Genomic DNA, 19,040 nt, shown 5'->3' with positions numbered 1-19,040 from the left:
TCAAGCTGGCGTCCGAACCGAGCGACGCGCCCGGCCTGGGGGCCGGTCACGTCGCTCGGTTCGGACGCCAGCGCGATCTCGCGCGGTGCGGGGCGTCGATGAGTCGCTGTGTGACGAGCCTGGGCGTAGCGAGTCTTCGGCTGAGTCGGTGTTCCATGTCGATCTTGGGATGAGTTTCGGCGGCGGACGCAGTGCGGGTCGTCATGTGTTGTTCCAGTTCACCGAGGGGCGATCGTTGCCAGGCGGGGCTGCCATGCGCAGTCTGGGCGACGGGACACGACGCACGCCGCCGCGCCGCCGGGCACCACCTGAATCCGGACCGGGGGCGAGACGACACCACCCGTCCGGGGCGACCGGGTCACCGGCTTCCCACACGCCGACCCCTACGCTGTCCGGCATGGCCGCGACCAGTCAGCACGGCGCCGGGCCCGCTCGGCGCGCCGGCGGGGACGGCGGCCTGCTGCTGTTCCGGGTCGGCGGGGTGCCCGTTTTGCTCGCCCCGTCGTGGTGGATCGGGTCGCTCGTCATCGTGGTGCTCTACGCGCCGCTGGTCGGACGGCTGCTCCCGGACGTGTCGACGCCGACCTCCTGGCTGCTCGCCGCCGCGTTCGCGGTGCTGCTCGGCCTTTCCGTGCTCGCGCACGAACTGGGCCACTGCCTCGTCGCGCTGCGGCTCGGGATTCCGGTCCGGCGGTTGCGGCTTTTCCTTCTCGGCGGACTGTCCGAAGTGGCCCGTACGCCGCGACGGCCGGGGCAGGAAGGGCTGGTCGCCGCGGCGGGTCCGGCGGTTTCGCTGGTGCTGGGCGGATTCTGCTCGCTGCTGCTGTTCGCGGTCCCGCCGGACGGCGCGGTGTGGCTGCTGGTCGCCGAGTGCGCGGTGGCGAACTTCGCGGTCGGGTTGTTCAACCTGTTGCCGGGGTTGCCGTTGGACGGCGGACGGCTCGTGCGCGCCGGGGTCTGGGCGATGACCGGGTTGCGGGCCAAGGGAACGAAGGCCGCGGTCGCCGGCGGAGCGGTGGTCGCGACCGGGCTGATCGTGTGGGCGCTGCTCGGGTTGGCGATGCAGAGCCCGGACCGCTGGTTGCGGCTCGGCGTGTGCGTCGTGACCGCGTGGTTCGTGATCCTCGGCGCGCGGTCCGAGCTGGCCGCCGAAGCCCGGCGCGGCTGGCCTGCGGGGCTGGAACTGTCCGATTTGGTGCGTCCGGTGCTGCAATTGCCCGCGGAAAGCCCGGTCTCCGACGCCTTGGCCGCGTCGGCGGGACGCGGCGTCGTGCTGGTGCGCGCGGACGGGGTCGCGGCCGGACTGCTGGACGAACAAGCCGCGCAGCAACTGGCGGGCATCAGTCCGCATGCGCCCGCTGAACAGGCTGCCGAGCCGATCCGCGCGGAGACCGTGTTGCTCGCGTCGGAACCGGGCGAGGAGATCGCCGAGCGCGTGCGCGAGACGCCTGCCTGGCAGTTCCTCGTGGTCGACGACGAAGGCCGCCCCGCGGGCGTGCTGCGCCGGGAAGACCTGCGGACCGCGCTGATGCAGGGCCGTCGCGCTCAGTGAGGCACCCGGGCACGACGCGCGCGGGACGACCTGCGAGGATTCGACGTCGGCGTTCCGGGTTTGCAGTGGAGGAAGAAGTTGTCGGTCAGCGGACCGTTTCGTGCAGGTGACCGGGTTCAGCTGACGGACTCGAAAGGCAGGCACTACACCCTCACGCTCGCCGACGGCGGCGAGTACCACACGCACCGCGGCGCTCTCGCGCACGACGACCTCATCGGCCGTCCCGAGGGCAGCGTGGTCACTTCGGCGGGCGGCAGCACGTATCTCGCGCTGCGTCCGCTGCTGCCGGACTACGTGCTGTCGATGCCGCGCGGGGCACAGGTTATCTACCCCAAGGACGCCGCGCAGATCGTGATGTGGGGCGACATCTTCCCGGGCGCGCGCGTCCTCGAAGCCGGCGCCGGTTCGGGCGCGCTGACGTGCTCGCTGCTGCGCGCGGTCGGTCCGGCGGGACAGGTGTTCTCCTACGAGATCCGCGACGACCACGCCGAGCACGCCGAGCGCAACGTCGAGAAGTTCTTCGGCGAGAAGCCGGACAACTGGACGCTCACCGTCGCCGATCTGGCCACGCACACCGGCGAGGTCGACCGCGTTGTGCTGGACATGCTCGCGCCGTGGGACCAGCTGCCGAACGTCGCCGCGCACCTCGTGCCCGGCGGGGTGCTGACGGTCTACGTCGCCACCGTCACGCAGCTGTCCCGCGTCACGGAATCGCTGCGGGAACAGCAGTGCTGGACCGAGCCGGAGTCGTGGGAGACGCTGATGCGGCCTTGGCACGTCGTCGGTCTCGCGGTGCGGCCGGACCACCGGATGGTCGCGCACACCGCTTTCCTGCTCACCGCACGCCGTCTCGCCGACGGCACGGTGTCGCCGCGGGTTTCACGACGGCCCAGCAAGGGCAAAGGCTAACCAGGGACGCACCAGCGACCGTTCTCGCGCCGCAGCGGGAACGGTGTGTCTTTGTGCCCGCCGGCGCCTTCGACCCGGACAGTCACGGTGGCGTCGTCGCCCGCGATCGCCGGCTGTCCAGTGAGCGAGACGCGAAGCGGGCCCGCGGCGTCCCATTTCGACTGGAGTTCCTTCAACGCCGCGGCAGTTTGCGGTTTGCAAGTGAGAGTGCCGAATTCGGCGGAGTCGGCGCGCGTGATCGCGTCGACGAGAGTGCGCGCGAGCGCGGCGATCGCGGCCTGATCCGCCGCGGGTGCGGGACTCCGGGACGCGCTGGTTCGCGGCGGAGGCGGGGGAGCGGGCGGTTCCGTCGTGGTGCGGGCGGGCCCCGGCAGGCCGATCAAGACCAGGCCGAGGACACCGCCCGCGACAGCGACCGCGAGCAGGACGAGTGCCGTGCTGAGCCGGCGTCTCACCTAGTGGTCCGTGCTGACCTTCCCGAGGCACCAGGCCCCGCCCTGGCGCAGGGCGGTGAGGGTGCCGTCGGCGGTCTTCGTGGACGTGGTGACGTGGTACTTCACCGTGGCCTGGTCGCCGCTTTCCTGCGGGCTGCCGGTCAGCTCGAAGTGGATGCCCGAGGGCATCTTGTCGGTCGGCTTCTGGCCCTTGGTGAGGCTGGTGCAGAGCAGCGAGTACAGCCCGTCGGTGTCGGAGCTGTTGTACGCCGCGGAAGCGGCGTCGAACAGTTCGCCCGAGGTGGGTTTAGCACCCGACGCCGCCGGGTAGTTGCCGCTGCTCGAGCCGGACGACGACGAACTCGACGGGGACGACGACGAACTGCCGCTGGACTGCGGGGCCGCGACCGGGGCCGAGGATGACGCGGGCGGGGCGGCGTTGTTCTTGTTGTCCTTGCTGTCGCCGGTGAGCCAGATGACCAGGCCCGTCCCGCCGCCGAGGAGGACCACCGCGGCGATCGCGATGCCGACGATCAGGCCGGTCTTCTTCTTTTTCGGCGGCTCCTCGCCGAACCCGCCGAACTGGCCGCCCGGCTGCTGCCCGAACGGCCCGCCGGGCTGGCCCGGCTGCTGTCCGAACTGCCCGAACTGGTCCGGCTGCTGGCCGTACTGCTGGGGACCGCCCTGCTGCGGGTATCCGCCCTGGTAAGGGCCTTGGCCAGGGGCGCCGGGACCGCCGGGGCCGGGCGCGGAGGGGAATCCGCCGGACTGCGGGCCCTGCGGCGGCTGCCCGCCCTGGTTCCATCCGCCCTGCTGAGGCTGCCCGTACGGCTGCTGGCCGCCGGGCTGCTGCCCGTACGGGTTCGGCTGCTGTCCGTAGCCGCCGGGCTGCTGCGGCGGATAAGTCATTTCGGTTCCCCCTGCCGTGCGTACGAAAGTCCTGGCCACGTGCGGAGCGTGGCCACCCGGGGATGCTAGCCAGCCGAGCGCGTTCGCGCGCAGCCAACCCGCAAGTCGGGTTTGCGGTCCGCGCCGCGGGGCATCCGTAGTGCGTTCAGTTCCGCGTTGCGGAAACCCGCGCGGAGCGGATTCCCGTCCGCGGCACCGAATCGGCCGCTTGCGCTGCGCTCGCGGCCGTGCTGGCCGGAAGAAAAAGCGCGACGCGCCGGTCTTGTGATGCGGAAAGGCCTTTTCTTGTCGGTGATCGCCGGTACCGTGGAATGAAAAGCACTCCGAGGAGGTGCCCGATGCATCATGACCTTCCCGGAGGTCGGCGCGAGGAGGCCGACCCTTCAGCAACCGGCGGAGCAGGGCAGACACCAGAGGAACAAGCCCGGCAGATCCGTTTTCTCGAGGAAGAAGTGGCGCTGCTGCGCCGCAGGCTCACCGATTCTCCGCGACAGAACCGCGTTCTCGAACAACGTCTCGCCGAGGCGTCGGAACGGGTGAGTCAGCTCACCGAGCGGAACACGAAACTCGTCGAAACCCTGCGCGAGGCGCGGGGCCAGCTGCTCGCCCTCCGCGAAGAGGTCGACCGGCTGGCCCAGCCGCCGAGCGGCTACGGGGTGTTCGTCGAGGCGTACGAGGACAACACGGTGGACGTCTACACCGCGGGGCGCAAGATGCGCGTCTCGGTGTCGCCCGCGGTGGAGGTCTCGTCGCTGCGGCGCGGGCAGGCGTTGCGGCTCAACGAGGCGCTCACGGTCGTCGAAGGCGGCGATTTCGAGCGCACGGGCGAGGTGTGCGCGCTGCGCGAAGTGCTCGCACCGGACGTCGAGGGCGGCGCCACGCGCGCTCTCGTGGTCGGCCACGCGGACGAGGAGCGGGTCGTCCTGCTCTCCGGCCCGCTCGCCGAGCAGCCGCTCAAACCGGGCGATTCGCTCCTGGTGGACTCCAAGGCGGGCTACGCCTACGAGCGGGTCCCGAAGGCGGAGGTCGAGGACCTCGTGCTGGAGGAGGTGCCGGACGTCCGCTACGAGGACATCGGCGGCCTGACCCGGCAGATCGAGCAGATCCGCGACGCCGTGGAGCTGCCGTTCCTGCACGCGGACCTGTACGAGCAGTACCAGCTGCGCCCGCCCAAGGGCGTCCTGCTCTACGGCCCGCCCGGCTGCGGGAAGACGCTCATCGCGAAGGCGGTGGCGAACTCGCTGGCCAAGAAGGTGGCCGAGGCTCGCGGGGACCAGGCGGACGGCAAGTCCTACTTCCTCAACATCAAGGGCCCGGAGCTGCTGAACAAGTTCGTCGGCGAGACCGAGCGGTCGATCCGGCTGATCTTCCAGCGGGCGCGGGAAAAGGCCTCCGAGGGCACCCCGGTCATCGTGTTCTTCGACGAGATGGATTCGATCTTCCGCACCCGCGGCTCGGGCGTGTCGTCCGACGTGGAGACGACGATCGTGCCCCAGCTGCTGTCGGAGATCGACGGGGTCGAGGGGCTGGAGAACGTCATCGTCATCGGCGCCTCCAACCGCGAGGACATGATCGACCCGGCGATCCTGCGGCCGGGCCGGCTCGACGTGAAGATCAAGATCGAGCGTCCGGACGCCGAGGGCGCGAAGGACATCTTCTCGAAGTACCTGGCCGAGGGCCTGCCGATCCACGCCGACGACCTGGCGGAGTTCGGCGGGGACCAGAAGGCGACGTTCGACGCGATGATCCAGCACACCGTCGAGCGGATGTACGAGGAGAGCGACGAGAACCGGTTCCTGGAGGTCACCTACGCCAACGGGGACAAGGAAGTCCTGTACTTCCGCGACTTCAACTCGGGCGCGATGATCCAGAACATCGTGGACCGGGCGAAGAAATCGGCGATCAAGTCGGTGCTGGAGACCAAGCAGCCCGGCCTGCGCGTGCAGCACCTGCTGGACGCGATAGTCGACGAGTTCGCGGAGAACGAGGACCTGCCCAACACCACCAACCCGGACGACTGGGCCCGGATCTCCGGCAAGAAGGGCGAGCGGATCGTCTACATCCGCACGCTCGTCACCGGCAAGAACCAGGAATCGGGGCGGGCGATCGACACCGCCACGAACACCGGTCAGTACCTGTAGCGCACCGCGAACCTGTGGGGCCGCCGGATTCCTCCGGCGGCCCCACAGGCCGTCTCAGACCCGTTCCAGGACCGGTTGCCGCGCCCGGGAAAGCCGCCCGTGGGACGCGAGGACGCCGAGCACCACGAGCAGCGCGCCGACGGGCTCGTTCCAGTGCACCGGCTCGTCGAGGACCAGCACTCCGAGCAGCACGCCGACCACTGGAGTGAGGTAGGTCACAGCAGACGCGTTGGCGGCGCCCCAGGCGGTCGCGATGGCGGTGTTCCAGGTGTAGGCCACGCCGGTGCCCAGCACGCCGAGCGCGAGCATGGACAGGACCACGGCCAGGTTCAGGTGCACCGGTTGCGCGGCGATCACCGGCGTGGCGGCGAGCAGAATGACGGTGGCGAAACCGGTTTGCCCGAAGGCGACGACCACTGGGTCCGGATTGCGCGGGGACACGAACTTCCGCAGATACACGAAAGCCATGCCGTAGCAGGTGGTCGCGCCGAGGCAGGCGAGCTGAGCCAGCACTTCGTGGCTGAGGTCGATCCCGCGCCAGACGCCGACCAACGTGAGCACGCCGGCGAAACCGATCAGCAGCCCGGCGGTTTTCGGGCGCGTGAGCCGCTCGGCGGGCAGGGCGGCCGCGGCGAACAGCATGGTCAGCAGGGGAGTAGTGGCGTTGAAGATGCTGGCGAGCCCCGACGCCACGTACTGTTCGGCCCACGAGTACAACAGGAACGGGCCGACGCAGAACAACAGCGAAACCACCGCGAGATGCGCCCACAAGGCGGGATCGCGGGGGAGCGATCGCCTGCGCAGCACCAGGAACGCCCCGAGCGTCAGCGCGCCCAGCGCGACCCGGGCAAGCGCGACCTGAGCCGGCGACAGCCCCTCCAGGCCCACCTTGATGAACAGAAAACTGGCGCCCCACACGACGGCGAGCGCGACGAAGCGGGCGGCGATGCCGAACCTCACTGAACCTCCGAAACGGCCGGATGACTGCTGCGGCCAGTCAACGTCCGCGCCACGCCCGGAGTCCAGCAGGTTTCCGTCACTGTGTTCGACGTCAGTGTATAACGCCCTATACTGCGCCGCGTGAGCACAGACAACGCCCGCCCGCGCCCGCCGATCACCGAAACCGACGTACTGGCCTGGCTCGAGACGACCGCCGCCGCTGTTCAGGCGGGGGAGCTGAATGCGAACGACCTGATCGACCTGTTGGGGGAGTTGCGGCGTGCGTCCGCGGCTTGCGCCGACGCGTCCGACTGGGCGCTGCTGGCTGCCCGGGAGGAGGGGGCCAGCCTTCGCCAAATCGCGCCCGTGTTTGGCAAAGGCTACGTCCGAGCGCCTGCGGCCCGCCTCGAAAAACTCCACCGCCAAGCCCAAAACTCCGGTCAATGGCTCGCCATCCTCCGGCACAAACAAAGTGTATAACGTCCTATACATCTGGCGATGAGAAAACGCTCTGCGGTTACTCGTCCATGCACGCGCGACCATTTCCTAATACCGCTCTAGACAAGGAGATTCTGATGGACCGCATCGCGGTGGGGCTGGCCGCGCTCGGCCGTCCGGCTTATATCAATCTGGGGCGGGACTTGCCGGAAGTGCGTGATGTTCCGTCGATGCGGGCCGCGACCTACGAGGTGCTCGATGCCGCTTACGTCGCAGGGGTGCGGTGGGTCGACGTCGCGCGGTCTTACGGACGTTCGGAGGAATTTCTCGGCGGCTGGTTGGCGGAGCGCGGGCACCGGGATGTGACTGTGTCCAGCAAGTGGGGGTACCGCTACGTCGGTGAGTGGCGGCTTGATGCGGATGTGCACGAGGTCAAGGAGCACACGCTGCCGCGGTTTCGGGAGCAGTGGGCGCAGACGCGGGAGCTGCTGGCGGGGCACGTGGATCTGTACCAGGTTCATTCGCTCACTGTGGACAGTCCACTTTTCACTGATCCGGCGTTGATTGACGCGCTGGCTGGGCTTTCCGAGGCCGGGGTTGAGGTCGGGTTCTCGACGTCCGGGCCTGAGCAGGCGGAGGTGGTGCGGCGGGCGTTCGAGCTCGAGTCGGGTGGGCGGGCGGTGTTCTCGTCGGTGCAGTCGACGTGGAATGTGTTCGAGCCGTCGGTCGGGGCGGCGTTGGCGGAGGCACGGGCGGCCGGGAAGCGAGTGCTGGTCAAGGAAACTCTCGCGAATGGGCGGCTTGTCGTGGAGGCTCCGGAGGCGTTGCGGCGGGTTGCTGAGGCGCATGGGGTGGGGCCGGATGCGGTTGCGGTGGCCGTGGTGCTTGGGCAGGAGTTTGATCCGGTGGCGGTGATTGGGCCGTCTAGTCCGGCGCAGTTGGCGGCGAACCTCGCTGCGGTGCGGGTGCGGTTGAGCGATGAAGAGCGCGCTGTGCTGGGGGAACTGGCGGAGGACGCGCGGGAGTACTGGGCGCATCGATCCCACCTCGGGTGGAGCTGAGCTGGTGCATTACCCTCGGGGCCCAGCATGGCCCGGGGCGGGACGGGCAACATTGAGCGCGGAGGGGCAACGTGCGTCGTCGGCAGGTGCCAGCGGTCGCTGTGCTGGTCGGGCTGGGGGCGCTGGCCGGGCTCGCTGGGTGCGGCAATCGGCCTAATAATCTTGAGACTTATTACGACGATCCGGCTCCGACGCCCGGCACGAGCGCTCCGGTTGCGCCGCCGGTGTCGCGAGCCGTTGATCCGCCGGTTGTTTCCTCTTCTGCTGTGCCGGATCCGGGGCGGGCTCAGGCGGCGTTGTTGTCTGATGCGGACGTTGCCGAGGAGGGCGTGGCTCCGGGTTCGGGTCGCGTTTCGGGGTGTCTTAGTGGGTTGGCTGCGGGGGAGCGGAAGTCGGTTAGCTGGGTGTATCCGAGCGGTTCGGCGTTGACGCACGAGGTGACGGCGTACGCGGATCGTTCGGCTGAGGATGTCGTAGCGGGGACGCATTGTGCCGGTGTCGAGGTGTCGTTGCCGCCGCAGCCGGGGATCACGGTGCAGCGGGCGTGGTGCGAAGGCTCGACGTGTGCGGTGTTGGTGGCCAAGGGGGATCTGGTGTCGGCGTTGAGTGTTGCGGCTAGTACGCCGGCTCGGGCGCAGGATGCGGCGAAGCGGTTGCTGCCTAAGGTCGTGGCTAAGTTGGCGGGGTAGGTCGCCAAGCTGTGTTTTTGGCGCCGACTTCGTCGTCGCGGGCGGGATCGCTTTTATGCCGGCGTTTGGGGGCTCACCGGCGCGAGGGGCCTTCGGCCTGTCGCGCCGGTGAGCCCCCAAACGCCGGCGCGATCCCGCGTTGTGGTCCCGTTCAAAGAAGCTCGTGGTTAGCCGTAGCGGTGGAACCACTCTTGGATGCCTGCGCGGCCGTCTGGGATGAAGGGTGGCTCGGGGTTGGGAGCGAAGACCCAGGCTCGAAGCTCGTCGAGCGGGATCCAGTGGCCTTCTGCGATTTCTTCTGGCTGTAGGCGGATCGGGCCGTCCCAGTGGGCTTCGAAGGCGAAGTTGTGGCAGCGGATTTTGCCGTTGTCGTAGATTTTGGTGAAGAGGGGTGTGGGGTCCACTCCGTGGACGCCTAGTTCTTCGGCTAGTTCTCGGCGGGCGCAATCGGCGGGGGTTTCGTTCGCGGCTACTACTCCGCCTGCCCAGCAGTCCCAGGTGTTGGGGAAGACGTCCTTGTCTGGGGTGCGGAGGTGCACGTAGACAGAGCGGCCGTCGCCCGATCGGACGAGGACTACTCCGGCGGCGTGCCAGAGGCCTTCGGCGCGGACTCGGGAGCGGAGGGCCTCGCCTACTGCGTGGCCTGCGTCGTCATAGAGGGCAACGAGTTCGTCACTGCCTGGCATGGGGGCATCGTCGCACGCGTCTAACCCGTAGGGTGGTGGGCATGCGTCGGATCATGGGAACCGAAGTCGAGTACGGCATCGCCGTGCCCGGGGACGCCACGGCGAACCCGGTGCTCACCTCGACTCAGGTGGTGCTGGCCTACGCCGCGGCTGCGGACATCCCGAGGGCGCGCCGGGCGCGCTGGGACTACGAGGTGGAGTCGCCGTTGCGCGACGCGCGCGGGTTCGACCTGACCGGGCCGGGCGGTCCGGGGCACGACCCGGACGTCGAGGACCTCGGCGCGGCGAACGTGATCCTCACCAACGGTGCGCGGTTGTACGTCGACCACGCGCATCCGGAGTACTCGGCGCCCGAGGTCACGAACGCTCGGGACGCGGTCATCTGGGACAAAGCGGGCGAGCGGGTGATGGAGGAGGCCGCGTTGAAGGCGGCCACCGTGCCGGGGCAGCCGCCGTTGCAGCTGTACAAGAACAACGTCGACGGCAAGGGCGCGAGCTACGGCACGCACGAGAACTATCTGATGCAGCGGTCGACGCCGTTCACCGCGGTGATCGGCGGGCTGACGCCGTTCTTCGCGTCGCGGCAGGTGATGTGCGGGTCCGGCCGGGTCGGGATCGGGCAGCAGAGCGAAGAGGCGGGCTTCCAGCTTTCGCAGCGCTCGGACTACATCGAGGTCGAGGTCGGGCTGGAGACCACGCTCAAGCGCGGGATCATCAACACGCGCGACGAGCCGCACGCGGACGCGGACAAGTACCGGCGGCTGCACGTGATCATCGGGGACGCGAACCTGTCGGAGTACTCGACCTATCTGAAGGTCGGGACGACGGCGCTGGTGCTGGACCTGATCGAGGCCGGCGTGCGGTTCGACGACCTGAAGCTGGACGAGCCGGTGCGGGCGGTGCACAAGATCAGCCACGACCCGACGCTGAAGACGAAGGTCGAGCTGGCGAACGGGAAGAAGTTCACCGGGCTGGACCTGCAGTTCGCCTACCACGAGCTGGCGGCGGCGAACCTCGAGCGCACGGGCGCGGACGAGGCGTCGAAGGAAGTGCTGCGGGTGTGGGGCGAGATCCTGGACGCGCTGGCGCGGGATCCGCAGGAGTGCGCGGACCGGCTGGACTGGCCGGCGAAGCTGCGGCTGCTGGAGGGCTACCGGGAGCGGGACCAGCTGGCGTGGGGCGCGCCGCGGCTGCGGCTGGTGGACCTGCAGTATTCGGACGTTCGGCTCGGCAAGGGCCTGTACAACCGGCTGGTCACGCGGGGTTCGATGAAGCGGCTGGTCACCGAGGAGGAGGTGCAGGCGGCGATCACGAATCCGCCGTCGGACACGCGCGCCTACTTCCGGGGCCGGGCGCTGGAGAAGTACGCGTCGTCGATCGCGGCGGCGTCGTGGGATTCGGTGATTTTCGACGTGGGCCGGGAGTCGCTGGTGCGGATCCCGACGCTGGAGCCGTTGCGGGGGACGAAGGCGCACGTCGGGAAGCTGCTGGACGCGGCGGCGACGGCGGAGGAGCTGGTGGAGGCGATCACCGGTTCGGACTAGCGCGATCCCGGCGTTTCGGGCCGCTGGAAGGCCCTTTTCGTCGGTACCGCTGGGTAGGCTAGGGAACATCGGCCAGACCGGGAGGCGAGATGGCGCAGGAGAAGATCGAGAAGCACGGCGGCGGCGATTCCGACGAGGAGTTCGACGACGCCGGCGGGGCGGGCCAGGAACGGCGGGAGAAGCTCGGCGAGGACGTGGACACGATCCTCGACGAGATCGACGACGTGCTGGAGGAGAACGCCGAGGACTTCGTCCGCGCTTACGTGCAGAAGGGCGGCGAGTAGCCGTCCGCCCGTCGCGGCCGTCCCGGATGCGGGGCGGTGCGGCGGGCGCGCTGGGCCGGAGGTTTCGCGCGGCGGCGCCGGGGGCAGGTTTGCCGGTGGCGTTGCCGGGCACGGGATAGATGGGAACCGAGAGCACGTATGGACAACACCTCCTCTGGGGCGGGTTTTTCCGGGCCCGGACTGCCGTCAGCCTACTTTTCGCCGGCGACGTCGTCGTTCGCGGATTTCGTGCGCGCGACCGCGCCGGAGCTGCTGCCGGCGCGGCGGGTGCCGGCGGGCGCGGGCGAGCTGGACGCGCCGCACGGCACCACGATCGTCGCGGTCGCGTTCGCCGGCGGGGTGCTGATCGCCGGTGACCGGCGGGCGACGTCGGGGAATCTGATCGCGAGCCGGGACATCGAGAAGGTGCACGTCACGGACGAGTACTCGGCGGTGGGCATCGCGGGGACCGCGGGGCTGGCCGTGGAGATGGTCCGGCTGTACGCGGTGGAGCTGGCGCACTACGAGAAGATCGAGGGCGTTTCGCTGTCGCTGGACGGCAAGACGAACAAGCTGGCCGGGATGGTGAAGGCGAACCTGGAGATGGCGATGGCGGGCCTCGCGGTCGTGCCGTTGTTCGTCGGGTACGACCTGGAGGCCGAGGACGCGAAGCACGCGGGCCGGATCGTGTCGTACGACGCGGCGGGCGGGCGGTACGAGGAGCGCGCCGGGTACGCGAGCGTCGGTTCGGGTTCGCTGTTCGCGAAGTCGTCGCTGAAGAAGCTGTACGACCCGGACGCGGATGCCGACGCGGCGGTGCGGACGGCGCTGGAGGCGTTGTACGACGCGGCGGACGACGACACCGCGAGCGGCGGGCCGGATCTGGTGCGGCGGATTTTCCCGAACGTCATCACCATCACCGCGGAGGACGGCGCGGTGGTGCTGCCCGCGGAGCGGACGGGTGCGGTGGCCGAGGCGGTGGTGGCCGGGCGCGCGGAGCGCAATCACCACCGGCCGGTCTGAGGCCGCCGATGTCCGCTGAATCAATGACTGCCGAGTTTTCGGAGAACGTGGAGCCGACACCGTGACGATGCCGTTGTATGCCTCTCCCGAGCAGTTGATGCGGGAGCGTTCCGAGCTGGCGCGCAAGGGGATCGCGCGGGGCCGGAGCGTGGTGGTGCTGAAGTATTCCGGCGGGGTGCTGTTCGTCGCGGAGAACACTTCGGCGACTTTGCACAAGGTGGCGGAGATCTATGACCGGATCGGGTTCGCCGCGGTGGGCCGGTTCTCGGAGTTCGAGAATCTGCGGGTGGCGGGGATCCGGCACGCGGATCTGAAGGGCTACCAGTACGACCGGCGGGATGTGAGCGCGCGGGCGCTGGCGAACGCTTATGCGGCGACGCTGGGCAGCATTTTCACCGAGCAGCTGAAGCCGTTCGAGGTGGAGGTGTGCCTGGCGGAGGTCGGGGCGACCGCGGCCGAGGACCAGTTGTACCGGTTGACGTTCGACGGCGGGATTTTCGACGAGTCGCCGTTCGTGGTGATGGGCGGCCAGACGGACACGATCAGCGCGAAGCTGAAGGACGTGGTGGATCCGGAGCACGATCTGCGGACGGCCCTGGCGTCGGCGATCGAGGGGTTGCGGGCGACCGCGGCGTCGAACGGCAACGGTCCGGCGCCCGAGGCGGAGATCAAGCTCGAGGTCGCGGTGCTGGACCGGGCGAAGCCGCGGCGGGCGTTCCGGCGGTTGTCGGGGGCGGCGCTGGAGGCGTTGCTGCCGGCGAAGGAGGAGCCCGCCGAGAAGCCGGACGACTCCGGCGAAGGCGATGCCGACAAGGGTTCGGAGAAGGACTCGGGCGAGAAGGAATGACGTGACGCACTGTGGGCCGTCGGCGAATGTCGGCGGCCCACAGTCGTTTTTCGACAATACTGGCGTGGTGACGTGTGCGCTGGTGACTCCGTGGTGGCGTCGTCGTGCCGCCGGGGACAGTTCCGCTGAGGGCGGCGTGATCCCGACGGCGATTCTCGACTGGCGCGATCCGCTCGTGCAGTCCCTGGTGCGGCAGACCGCGTCGGAGGACCGGCTTGCCGGATTGCGGGCCGCGCACCGGATGGTCGCCGCGTCGGTGCGGCCGGTGTACGCGGTGCAGGAGCGGCAGCCGATCTCGCGGACACTGGTGCGCGGGCGGGGTTCGTGCAGTCAGCGGCTGGCGATTCTCGAAGGAGTCGCGCGGGCGCAAGGGATTCCGACGCGGGTGCGCGGTCTCGTCGTGGACGGCCGGTTCTGGTATCCGCGGTTCCCTCGGCTGAAGTTCCTGGTGCCGTCGCGGGTCGTGGTGGCGTGGCCGGAGTTCCGGATCGCGGACGCCTGGGTTCCGGTCGGCGAGCTGTTCGGTCCGTTGATCGAGCTGGCGGCGAATCCGGGATTCTCCAATGACAGCGGGGAAACGCTCTTCGACGCCGTGTCCCGCACCGCGATCGACTGGGACGGGGTCGCCTGCGACGTCGGCGGAGCATGCGATCTGTCCGCGACCGTCCTGGTCGACCTCGGGCGCTTCGATTCGCGCGACGATTTGTTCCGGGAGCACGGGCAAACGCTGTCCGGGCCGTTGACGACGCTCGTCGACCCGGTGCTCAGCCGGTGGGCACCGAGTCAGAGACCGTCCAGCCGCTGACGCAGATGCGCGCGCTCCGGCTCGGTTCCCGCGCTCTCCAACGCTTCCCGGTACGCCGCCGCCGCCTCGTCGTCACGGCCGAGGCGGTGCAGCAGGTCGCCGCGAGCTGCCGCGTACGGGTGGTAGCCCTGTAATCGAGGCTCATCGGCCAAGCCGTCGAGGAGTTTCAGCCCGGCTTCGGGTCCGTCGCGCATCGCCACCGCGGCCGCGCGGTTGAGTGCGACGACCGGCGTCGGGGTGAGCGTCAGCAGGATGTCGTACAGCGCGACGATCTGCGGCCAATCGGTGCTCGCGACATCCGGTGCTTCGGCGTGGAGCGCGGCGATCGCCGACTGCACTCCGTACGGCCCGGGCGGCCCTCCAGTGAGCGCGACCGGCACCAGCGCACAGCCCTCGTCGATCAGCGCCGCGTCCCAGGACGTGCGGTCCTGGTCTTCCAGCAAGACGAACTCGCCGTCCGGCCCGGTGCGAGCGGCGCGGCGGGCATGGACCAGCAGCAGAAGCGCCAGCAGTCCGGTGATTTCGCGTTCGCCGGGCAGGAGGCGGTGCAGGATCCGCGCCAGTCGGATGGCTTCCTCGGCCAGGTCCGGACGCTGGATGTCCGGGCCGGAACTGGCCGCGTAGCCCTCGGTGAACAACGAATACAGCACCTGCAGCACTCCCGGAAGCCGGGAGCGCAGCTCGTCGCCGGACGGGACGCGGAACGGGATGCGGTGGTCGCGGATCCGGTTCTTGGCCCGCACGATCCGCTTCGCCATCGTCGCGGTCGGCACCAGGAACGCCCGCGCGACCTCCGGTGTCGTGAGCCCGGCCAGGCAGCGCAGCGTCAGCGCGAGCCGGTCCTCGGCGGCCAGCGCGGGATGCGCGCAGGTGAAGAACAACTGGAGCCGGTCGTCGGGCAGGTCGCCGTCGGCCCCGGGCAGCGGGGGAGGGTCGCTGCGGTCGGATTCCGCCTGCAGGACAGCGAGTTTCGCCGCGTACGCCTGGTCCCGGCGGAGCCGGTCGACGGCCTTGCGGCGCGCGGTCGTCATCAGCCACGCGCCGGGTTTCGGCGGGACGCCGTCCACGGGCCAGCGGACCAGCGCGGCCTCCACGGCTTCGGCGGCCACCTCCTCGGCGAGGTCGAGGTCGCCGAAGCGGCGGACGAGCGCGCCGAGCAGGCGGCCGTGCTCCTCGCGGAACACGGCCGCCACGGACGCTCGCGCGTCAGGCATCGAAATCGGCGATCGGGCGCACCACGACCGAACCGTCGCGGGAACCGGGGCAGCGGGCCGCCCAGTCGAGCGCCGCGTCGAGGTCCGGCACGTCCAGCACGTAGAACCCGCCCAGCAGCTCGCGGGTTTCGGCGAACGGCCCGTCGGTGGTGATCGAACGCTCGCCGTCCGCGCCGACCTGAACCTTGGTCGCGGTCACGAGGTCGGCGAGCGACTCCCCGCTGACGAACACCCCCGCGTCCCGGACTTCCTTGTCGTAGGCCATCCAGTCGGCGGGCTCGCAGCCGGGCGCCCCGCCCTGCTCGGTGGCCGCGGAAGCGTGGATCAGCAGCAGGTACTTCATGGTCGGGCTCCTTCGTCGGTCAGGGCGGCCGTGGTGCCGCACTGACCTCACCACGAACGGTGCCCGCCCGGATGGACAGGGTCCGGAAGGTATTTTTCCGGACAGTCCGCTCAGGAGGCGGCAGGAGCGACGCGGAAGTTCTGATCGGCGAAGGCGAGCATGTACGGAAGCGTCGCGCGCGCGGTGTGCCAGGTGTGGTTGAACCCGCGTTCGGCGTGCACCACGACCTCCTGGCCGCGCCGCTGCAGCGACCCGGCGATGCGGTGCGCGGTCGCGACGTCGGTCGGCGCGCCGGTGCCGACAGTGAGCATCACGGCGAGCTTCTGCGGGAACGGCATCGTCGGGATGTAGCGGCGCGGGGTGTTCGCCGCGATCGCGGCCTGGTTGCCGCCCAGGACGCCGACGGAGTCGTTCAGGTCGTCGTAGGGCAGGGAGATCAGCAGCGTGCTGAATTCGTCGAGGTGGTGCAGCCCGATGTTCAGCGCGCCGAAGCCGCCGCCGGACATGCCGCCGAGCGCGCGGTGGCCGCGGTCGGGGACCGTGCGGTAATGCTGGTCGACCGAAGGCACGATGCTGCTGGCGAGGTACGTCTCCAGCAGCGGCCCGCCCGGGACGTTCAGGCATTCCCAGTCGGTGCTCGGCCGGTTGGCGGTGAGGTCGACGCTCACGATGATCATCGGCTGGATCACGTGCGCGTCCTCCAGGCTCTGCAGCGTCTGCGGCGCGGAGCCGGACGTGAGCCAGTCGCGCGGGCCGCCGTAGGGGTAGCCGTGGATGAGGTAGACGACCGGGTAGCGCTTGGCCGCGTTCGCCGGGTCGTGGTAGCCGGCCGGGAGGATCACGTAGTTCTCGCCGTTCGCGACGCCGTGCGCCGGGTCGGGCACGTTCAGCACCTCGGTGCTGCCGTTGGCGTTGGACGGAGCCGCCGGGCGGGCGGCGGTGGGGGAGCTGCCGCTGTTCCCGCCGGTGGAGCTGCTCGCGGTGCTGGGGTCCGAGTCCTCGGCCGGATCGTCGCTGGTGCTGCGCAGCAGGGTGCCCGCGACGTTCATCGCGCCGGAGCCGCGCTGCAGCAGCCTGCCGAGGTCGCTGGGCGTGCGGACGTAGCCGACGTAGCTGTTCACGGCGGTGACCGCGGCGAGCAGGAACAGCGCGATCGCGCCGCTGATGCCCCAGCGGCGCGCGCGGCGGCGGTGCGCGAGCGCGATGGTGACGGCGAGGACCGCGGCGGCGGCCCCGGCGAACGCGAGCCACACCAACGGGGACTCGAGCGGCCCGAGGTCCCTCGCCTGGGAGGTGACCGACGGGGGCAGGACCGGGTCGACAGCCTGCGGGAGCAGCCGCGTCATCCGCGGCCCGCCGCGGACGGGCAGCTCGGACCGCGGGTGGAAAAACGCACTGAGTAGACCCCTGCCGTGAACTGGTGCGGACACGACTGTCCGCACCTCGAAGATCACGCTAGGGACGGCTCGCTGTGGATTCGTTGAGAGAAGGTAAAGAAATAGTCAAGAGCTGGTGCGTGGACGGCGAGCGGACGGTAATCGCGCAGGTCAGAGCCGGGAGCGCCGGGCGCACAGTGGTGAAGAACTCGGTGCCCGGCCGACCGCGTCCGGAGGGACCTTAGGGCAAAACGGGGCCGACCGTCACGCGAAGGCCGTCAGGAAGCGCTGTCCGGGTTGCGGTAGACGGTCAGCGCGCTCGGCCGCGACCGGAACCGGAACTCCCGCCCGAGCGGCCCGACCTCGCCGTCCGTGGCGACCCGGCGGTTCCCGTCGAGCAGCCGGACGTGCAGCTCCGGCAGATCCCGCTGCCGGTAGACGTGGCTCGCGTGCAGGCTGTTGGTGAGGCTCGCGGCCACGAACCGCAGCCGCGACCAGCGCACGTCCGCCCGCACGTACCGGACGTCGAGCAGGCCGGTGTCGAGCGCCGGGCGCCGCGACGGCGCGAACCCCTTCGGCGCGTACGTGCCGTTGCCGACGAAGATCAGCCACACCTGCGTCGGCTTCCCGTTCAGCTGCACCCGCAGCGGTTTCGCGTGCCGCATGACGCGCACCAGCGCGATCGCCGCGGACGGCCACTTCGGGAACCGGGACTGCAGCTTCTCCCGCAGCCGCACCATTTCCGGGTACCCGCCGAGGCTGGCGGTGTTGACGAACCAGCGGTGCTCGGGCTCGCCGGTCCCGTCGATCTCGACCTCGGCCAGATCGATGCCGACCGCGTGCCCGCCCTCGGTCGCCTCGTCCGCGTCCGGCATCGAGCGGACCCCGATGTCGCGGGCGAAGTGGTTGAGCGTCCCGGCCGGGATCAGCGCCAGCGGCAGCCCGCGTTCGGCCGCGACCGACGCCACCGCCGCGACCGTGCCGTCCCCGCCCGCCACGCCGAGCGCGCGGACCGAACCGTGCGCTTCGATCTCGGCGGCGAGCTGCTCGCGCAGATCCCGCGACGGGTCCGGGTAAATCAGCGACGCCTTCGGCCAGGCGTAGCGGACGTCCTCGGTCGGGTCCTGGCCGTCGACGCCCGAATGCGGGTTCACCAGCGCCAGCATGTCCTCGCCGTCGCGCATCTCCGGCGCTTGCGCCGAATGGGCGGTGCGGGCGCGCGCGTCCGGGTGCAGCGGCCACCAATGCCGGGTCAGCACCGCGACCCCGGTCCCGATCGCCAGCCCCGCCGCGACGTCGCTCGGCCAGTGCACCCCGGTGTGGATCCGCGAGTACGCGACCGCGCTGGCGAGCGGGAACAGCGCGAGCCCGGCACGCGGCGACTCCATCGCCACCGCGGTCGCGAACGCGGCCGCCGAAGCCGAATGCCCGGACGGGAACGACGACGACGTCGGCCGTTTCCGCAGCTGACGGTGCCCGGGAACCTCTTCCTCGGCCGGACGCCGCCGCGGGAACAACGGCTTCGCGACCAGATTCGCCGCGGCGCTCGCCCCCGCGATGGCGGCGATCCCGCGCAGCGCGCCGCGGCGCGCCGGGCCCTTCCGCACCGCCAGCACGGCCGCCACGCCCCACCAGAGCCGCGATTTGTCCGCACTTCGGGACAACGCGGTCACCACGTCGTCGGCGCGCGTGCGCGGCAGTGCCGCACTGCGCCGCATCAGCGCCCGATCCCGCCGCCCCACCTGCCGGAATGCCCGGCCGACCTGCTGGAACACTCTCGTCCACCTCCGCTGGCCGCGCCGGGCCCGCCACCGGCCCCGGCGACCGGTTTCCGCCGCATTGTCACCACTTGCAACGTACCGACCGC

General features: G+C 70.3%; 19 protein-coding genes. 11 read left to right on the top strand and 8 right to left on the bottom strand.

Going from position 1 to position 19,040, the window contains the following annotated elements:
- The first annotated feature begins 397 nt into the window (after positions 1–397).
- Positions 398–1,552, top strand: a complete 1,155-nt coding sequence (locus AB5I40_RS05020; protein ID WP_370937229.1) for a M50 family metallopeptidase — start codon at positions 398–400, stop codon at positions 1,550–1,552.
- Positions 1,553–1,630: 78 nt separating this feature from the next.
- Positions 1,631–2,461, top strand: a complete 831-nt coding sequence (locus AB5I40_RS05015) for a tRNA (adenine-N1)-methyltransferase (RefSeq protein WP_116204965.1) — start codon at positions 1,631–1,633, stop codon at positions 2,459–2,461.
- Here AB5I40_RS05015 and AB5I40_RS05010 read toward each other — a convergent pair.
- Together AB5I40_RS05010 and AB5I40_RS05005 are read right to left on the bottom strand one after the other, a co-directional pair.
- Entirely contained in the window at positions 2,458–2,916 is a 459-nt protein-coding gene (locus AB5I40_RS05010; RefSeq protein ID WP_370937228.1) for a hypothetical protein, read from the bottom strand. The genes AB5I40_RS05015 and AB5I40_RS05010 overlap by 4 nt on opposite strands.
- Positions 2,917–3,804, bottom strand: a complete 888-nt coding sequence (locus tag AB5I40_RS05005) for a hypothetical protein (protein ID WP_370937227.1) — start codon at positions 3,802–3,804, stop codon at positions 2,917–2,919.
- Between the two features lie 338 nt (positions 3,805–4,142).
- On the opposite strand from AB5I40_RS05005, the gene arc reads away from it, so the two are divergent.
- On the top strand, positions 4,143–5,945 hold the full coding sequence (gene arc, locus AB5I40_RS05000; RefSeq protein WP_370937226.1) for a proteasome ATPase: 1,803 nt from the start codon (positions 4,143–4,145) through the stop codon (positions 5,943–5,945).
- Between the two features lie 54 nt (positions 5,946–5,999).
- Here the strand turns inward: arc and AB5I40_RS04995 are convergent, their stop codons facing one another.
- Positions 6,000–6,905 carry a DMT family transporter gene (locus AB5I40_RS04995; protein ID WP_370937225.1) on the bottom strand — a complete coding sequence of 302 codons (906 nt, stop codon included), beginning with the start codon at positions 6,903–6,905 and terminating at the stop codon, positions 6,000–6,002.
- A gap of 120 nt (positions 6,906–7,025) precedes the next feature.
- On the opposite strand from AB5I40_RS04995, the gene AB5I40_RS04990 reads away from it, so the two are divergent.
- The 3 genes from AB5I40_RS04990 to AB5I40_RS04980 all read left to right on the top strand — a co-directional run bounded on the left by AB5I40_RS04990 (position 7,026) and on the right by AB5I40_RS04980 (position 9,072).
- On the top strand, positions 7,026–7,364 hold the full coding sequence (locus AB5I40_RS04990; protein ID WP_370937224.1) for a hypothetical protein: 339 nt from the start codon (positions 7,026–7,028) through the stop codon (positions 7,362–7,364).
- A 95-nt stretch (positions 7,365–7,459) separates the two neighbouring features.
- A complete protein-coding gene (locus tag AB5I40_RS04985) occupies positions 7,460–8,383 on the top strand; it encodes an aldo/keto reductase (protein ID WP_370937223.1) in 924 nt (307 codons plus the stop codon).
- A 404-nt stretch (positions 8,384–8,787) separates the two neighbouring features.
- Complete coding sequence (locus AB5I40_RS04980) at positions 8,788–9,072, top strand: hypothetical protein (RefSeq protein WP_370937222.1); 285 nt, start codon at positions 8,788–8,790, stop codon at positions 9,070–9,072.
- A gap of 167 nt (positions 9,073–9,239) precedes the next feature.
- Here AB5I40_RS04980 and AB5I40_RS04975 read toward each other — a convergent pair whose 3' ends face one another.
- Positions 9,240–9,758 (bottom strand): NUDIX hydrolase, encoded by a 519-nt coding sequence (locus AB5I40_RS04975; protein WP_370937221.1) that lies wholly within the window; start codon positions 9,756–9,758, stop codon positions 9,240–9,242.
- Between the two features lie 41 nt (positions 9,759–9,799).
- Here AB5I40_RS04975 and dop point away from each other — a divergent pair, with 41 nt between their 5' ends.
- The 5 genes from dop to AB5I40_RS04950 all read left to right on the top strand — a co-directional run bounded on the left by dop (position 9,800) and on the right by AB5I40_RS04950 (position 14,240).
- A complete protein-coding gene (gene dop / locus AB5I40_RS04970) occupies positions 9,800–11,302 on the top strand; it encodes a depupylase/deamidase Dop (RefSeq protein ID WP_182894703.1) in 1,503 nt (500 codons plus the stop codon).
- Positions 11,303–11,391: 89 nt separating this feature from the next.
- Positions 11,392–11,586, top strand: a complete 195-nt coding sequence (locus AB5I40_RS04965; protein WP_037806475.1) for a ubiquitin-like protein Pup — start codon at positions 11,392–11,394, stop codon at positions 11,584–11,586.
- A 138-nt stretch (positions 11,587–11,724) separates the two neighbouring features.
- Positions 11,725–12,588, top strand: a complete 864-nt coding sequence (gene prcB, locus AB5I40_RS04960) for a proteasome subunit beta (RefSeq protein ID WP_370937220.1) — start codon at positions 11,725–11,727, stop codon at positions 12,586–12,588.
- Between the two features lie 61 nt (positions 12,589–12,649).
- The gene (gene prcA, locus AB5I40_RS04955) at positions 12,650–13,435 is read left to right on the top strand and encodes a proteasome subunit alpha (RefSeq protein ID WP_370937219.1); all 786 of its coding nucleotides are present in this window, start codon (positions 12,650–12,652) and stop codon (positions 13,433–13,435) included.
- 64 nt (positions 13,436–13,499) lie between these two features.
- Positions 13,500–14,240 carry a transglutaminase domain-containing protein gene (locus tag AB5I40_RS04950; protein WP_370937218.1) on the top strand — a complete coding sequence of 247 codons (741 nt, stop codon included), beginning with the start codon at positions 13,500–13,502 and terminating at the stop codon, positions 14,238–14,240.
- Here the strand turns inward: AB5I40_RS04950 and AB5I40_RS04945 are convergent.
- The 4 genes from AB5I40_RS04945 to AB5I40_RS04930 all read right to left on the bottom strand — a co-directional run bounded on the left by AB5I40_RS04945 (position 14,219) and on the right by AB5I40_RS04930 (position 18,891).
- The gene (locus tag AB5I40_RS04945) at positions 14,219–15,454 is read right to left on the bottom strand and encodes an RNA polymerase sigma factor (protein WP_370937217.1); all 1,236 of its coding nucleotides are present in this window, start codon (positions 15,452–15,454) and stop codon (positions 14,219–14,221) included. The genes AB5I40_RS04950 and AB5I40_RS04945 overlap by 22 nt on opposite strands.
- A complete protein-coding gene (locus AB5I40_RS04940; protein ID WP_370937216.1) occupies positions 15,447–15,797 on the bottom strand; it encodes a YciI family protein in 351 nt (116 codons plus the stop codon). The genes AB5I40_RS04945 and AB5I40_RS04940 overlap by 8 nt, the downstream gene beginning before the upstream one ends.
- 110 nt (positions 15,798–15,907) lie before the next feature.
- Positions 15,908–17,143 (bottom strand): alpha/beta hydrolase, encoded by a 1,236-nt coding sequence (locus AB5I40_RS04935; RefSeq protein ID WP_370937215.1) that lies wholly within the window; start codon positions 17,141–17,143, stop codon positions 15,908–15,910.
- 308 nt (positions 17,144–17,451) lie between these two features.
- Entirely contained in the window at positions 17,452–18,891 is a 1,440-nt protein-coding gene (locus AB5I40_RS04930; RefSeq protein WP_370940453.1) for a bifunctional phosphatase PAP2/diacylglycerol kinase family protein, read from the bottom strand.
- Positions 18,892–19,040 lie beyond the last annotated feature (149 nt).

It is taken from the genome of Amycolatopsis sp. cg13 (assembly GCF_041346965.1).
GTDB lineage: Bacteria > Actinomycetota > Actinomycetes > Mycobacteriales > Pseudonocardiaceae > Amycolatopsis.
Note: the sequence above shows the minus strand (reverse complement) of the source record. Positions and strands in the feature narration are given on the sequence as shown.

Excerpts from the sequence above, each read along its gene's own strand:
- AB5I40_RS05020 (WP_370937229.1), top strand. The coding sequence starts at position 398 with ATGGCCGCGACCAGTCAGCACGGCGCCGGGCCCGCTCGGCGCGCCGGC.
- AB5I40_RS05005 (WP_370937227.1), bottom strand. The coding sequence starts at position 3,804 with ATGACTTATCCGCCGCAGCAGCCCGGCGGCTACGGACAGCAGCCGAAC.
- arc (WP_370937226.1), top strand. The coding sequence starts at position 4,143 with ATGCATCATGACCTTCCCGGAGGTCGGCGCGAGGAGGCCGACCCTTCA.
- AB5I40_RS04985 (WP_370937223.1), top strand. The coding sequence starts at position 7,460 with ATGGACCGCATCGCGGTGGGGCTGGCCGCGCTCGGCCGTCCGGCTTAT.
- AB5I40_RS04975 (WP_370937221.1), bottom strand. The coding sequence starts at position 9,758 with ATGCCAGGCAGTGACGAACTCGTTGCCCTCTATGACGACGCAGGCCAC.
- dop (WP_182894703.1), top strand. The coding sequence starts at position 9,800 with ATGCGTCGGATCATGGGAACCGAAGTCGAGTACGGCATCGCCGTGCCC.
- AB5I40_RS04965 (WP_037806475.1), top strand. The coding sequence starts at position 11,392 with ATGGCGCAGGAGAAGATCGAGAAGCACGGCGGCGGCGATTCCGACGAG.
- prcB (WP_370937220.1), top strand. The coding sequence starts at position 11,725 with ATGGACAACACCTCCTCTGGGGCGGGTTTTTCCGGGCCCGGACTGCCG.
- AB5I40_RS04945 (WP_370937217.1), bottom strand. The coding sequence starts at position 15,454 with ATGCCTGACGCGCGAGCGTCCGTGGCGGCCGTGTTCCGCGAGGAGCAC.
- AB5I40_RS04940 (WP_370937216.1), bottom strand. The coding sequence starts at position 15,797 with ATGAAGTACCTGCTGCTGATCCACGCTTCCGCGGCCACCGAGCAGGGC.
- AB5I40_RS04935 (WP_370937215.1), bottom strand. The coding sequence starts at position 17,143 with ATGACGCGGCTGCTCCCGCAGGCTGTCGACCCGGTCCTGCCCCCGTCG.
- AB5I40_RS04930 (WP_370940453.1), bottom strand. The coding sequence starts at position 18,891 with ATGCGGCGCAGTGCGGCACTGCCGCGCACGCGCGCCGACGACGTGGTG.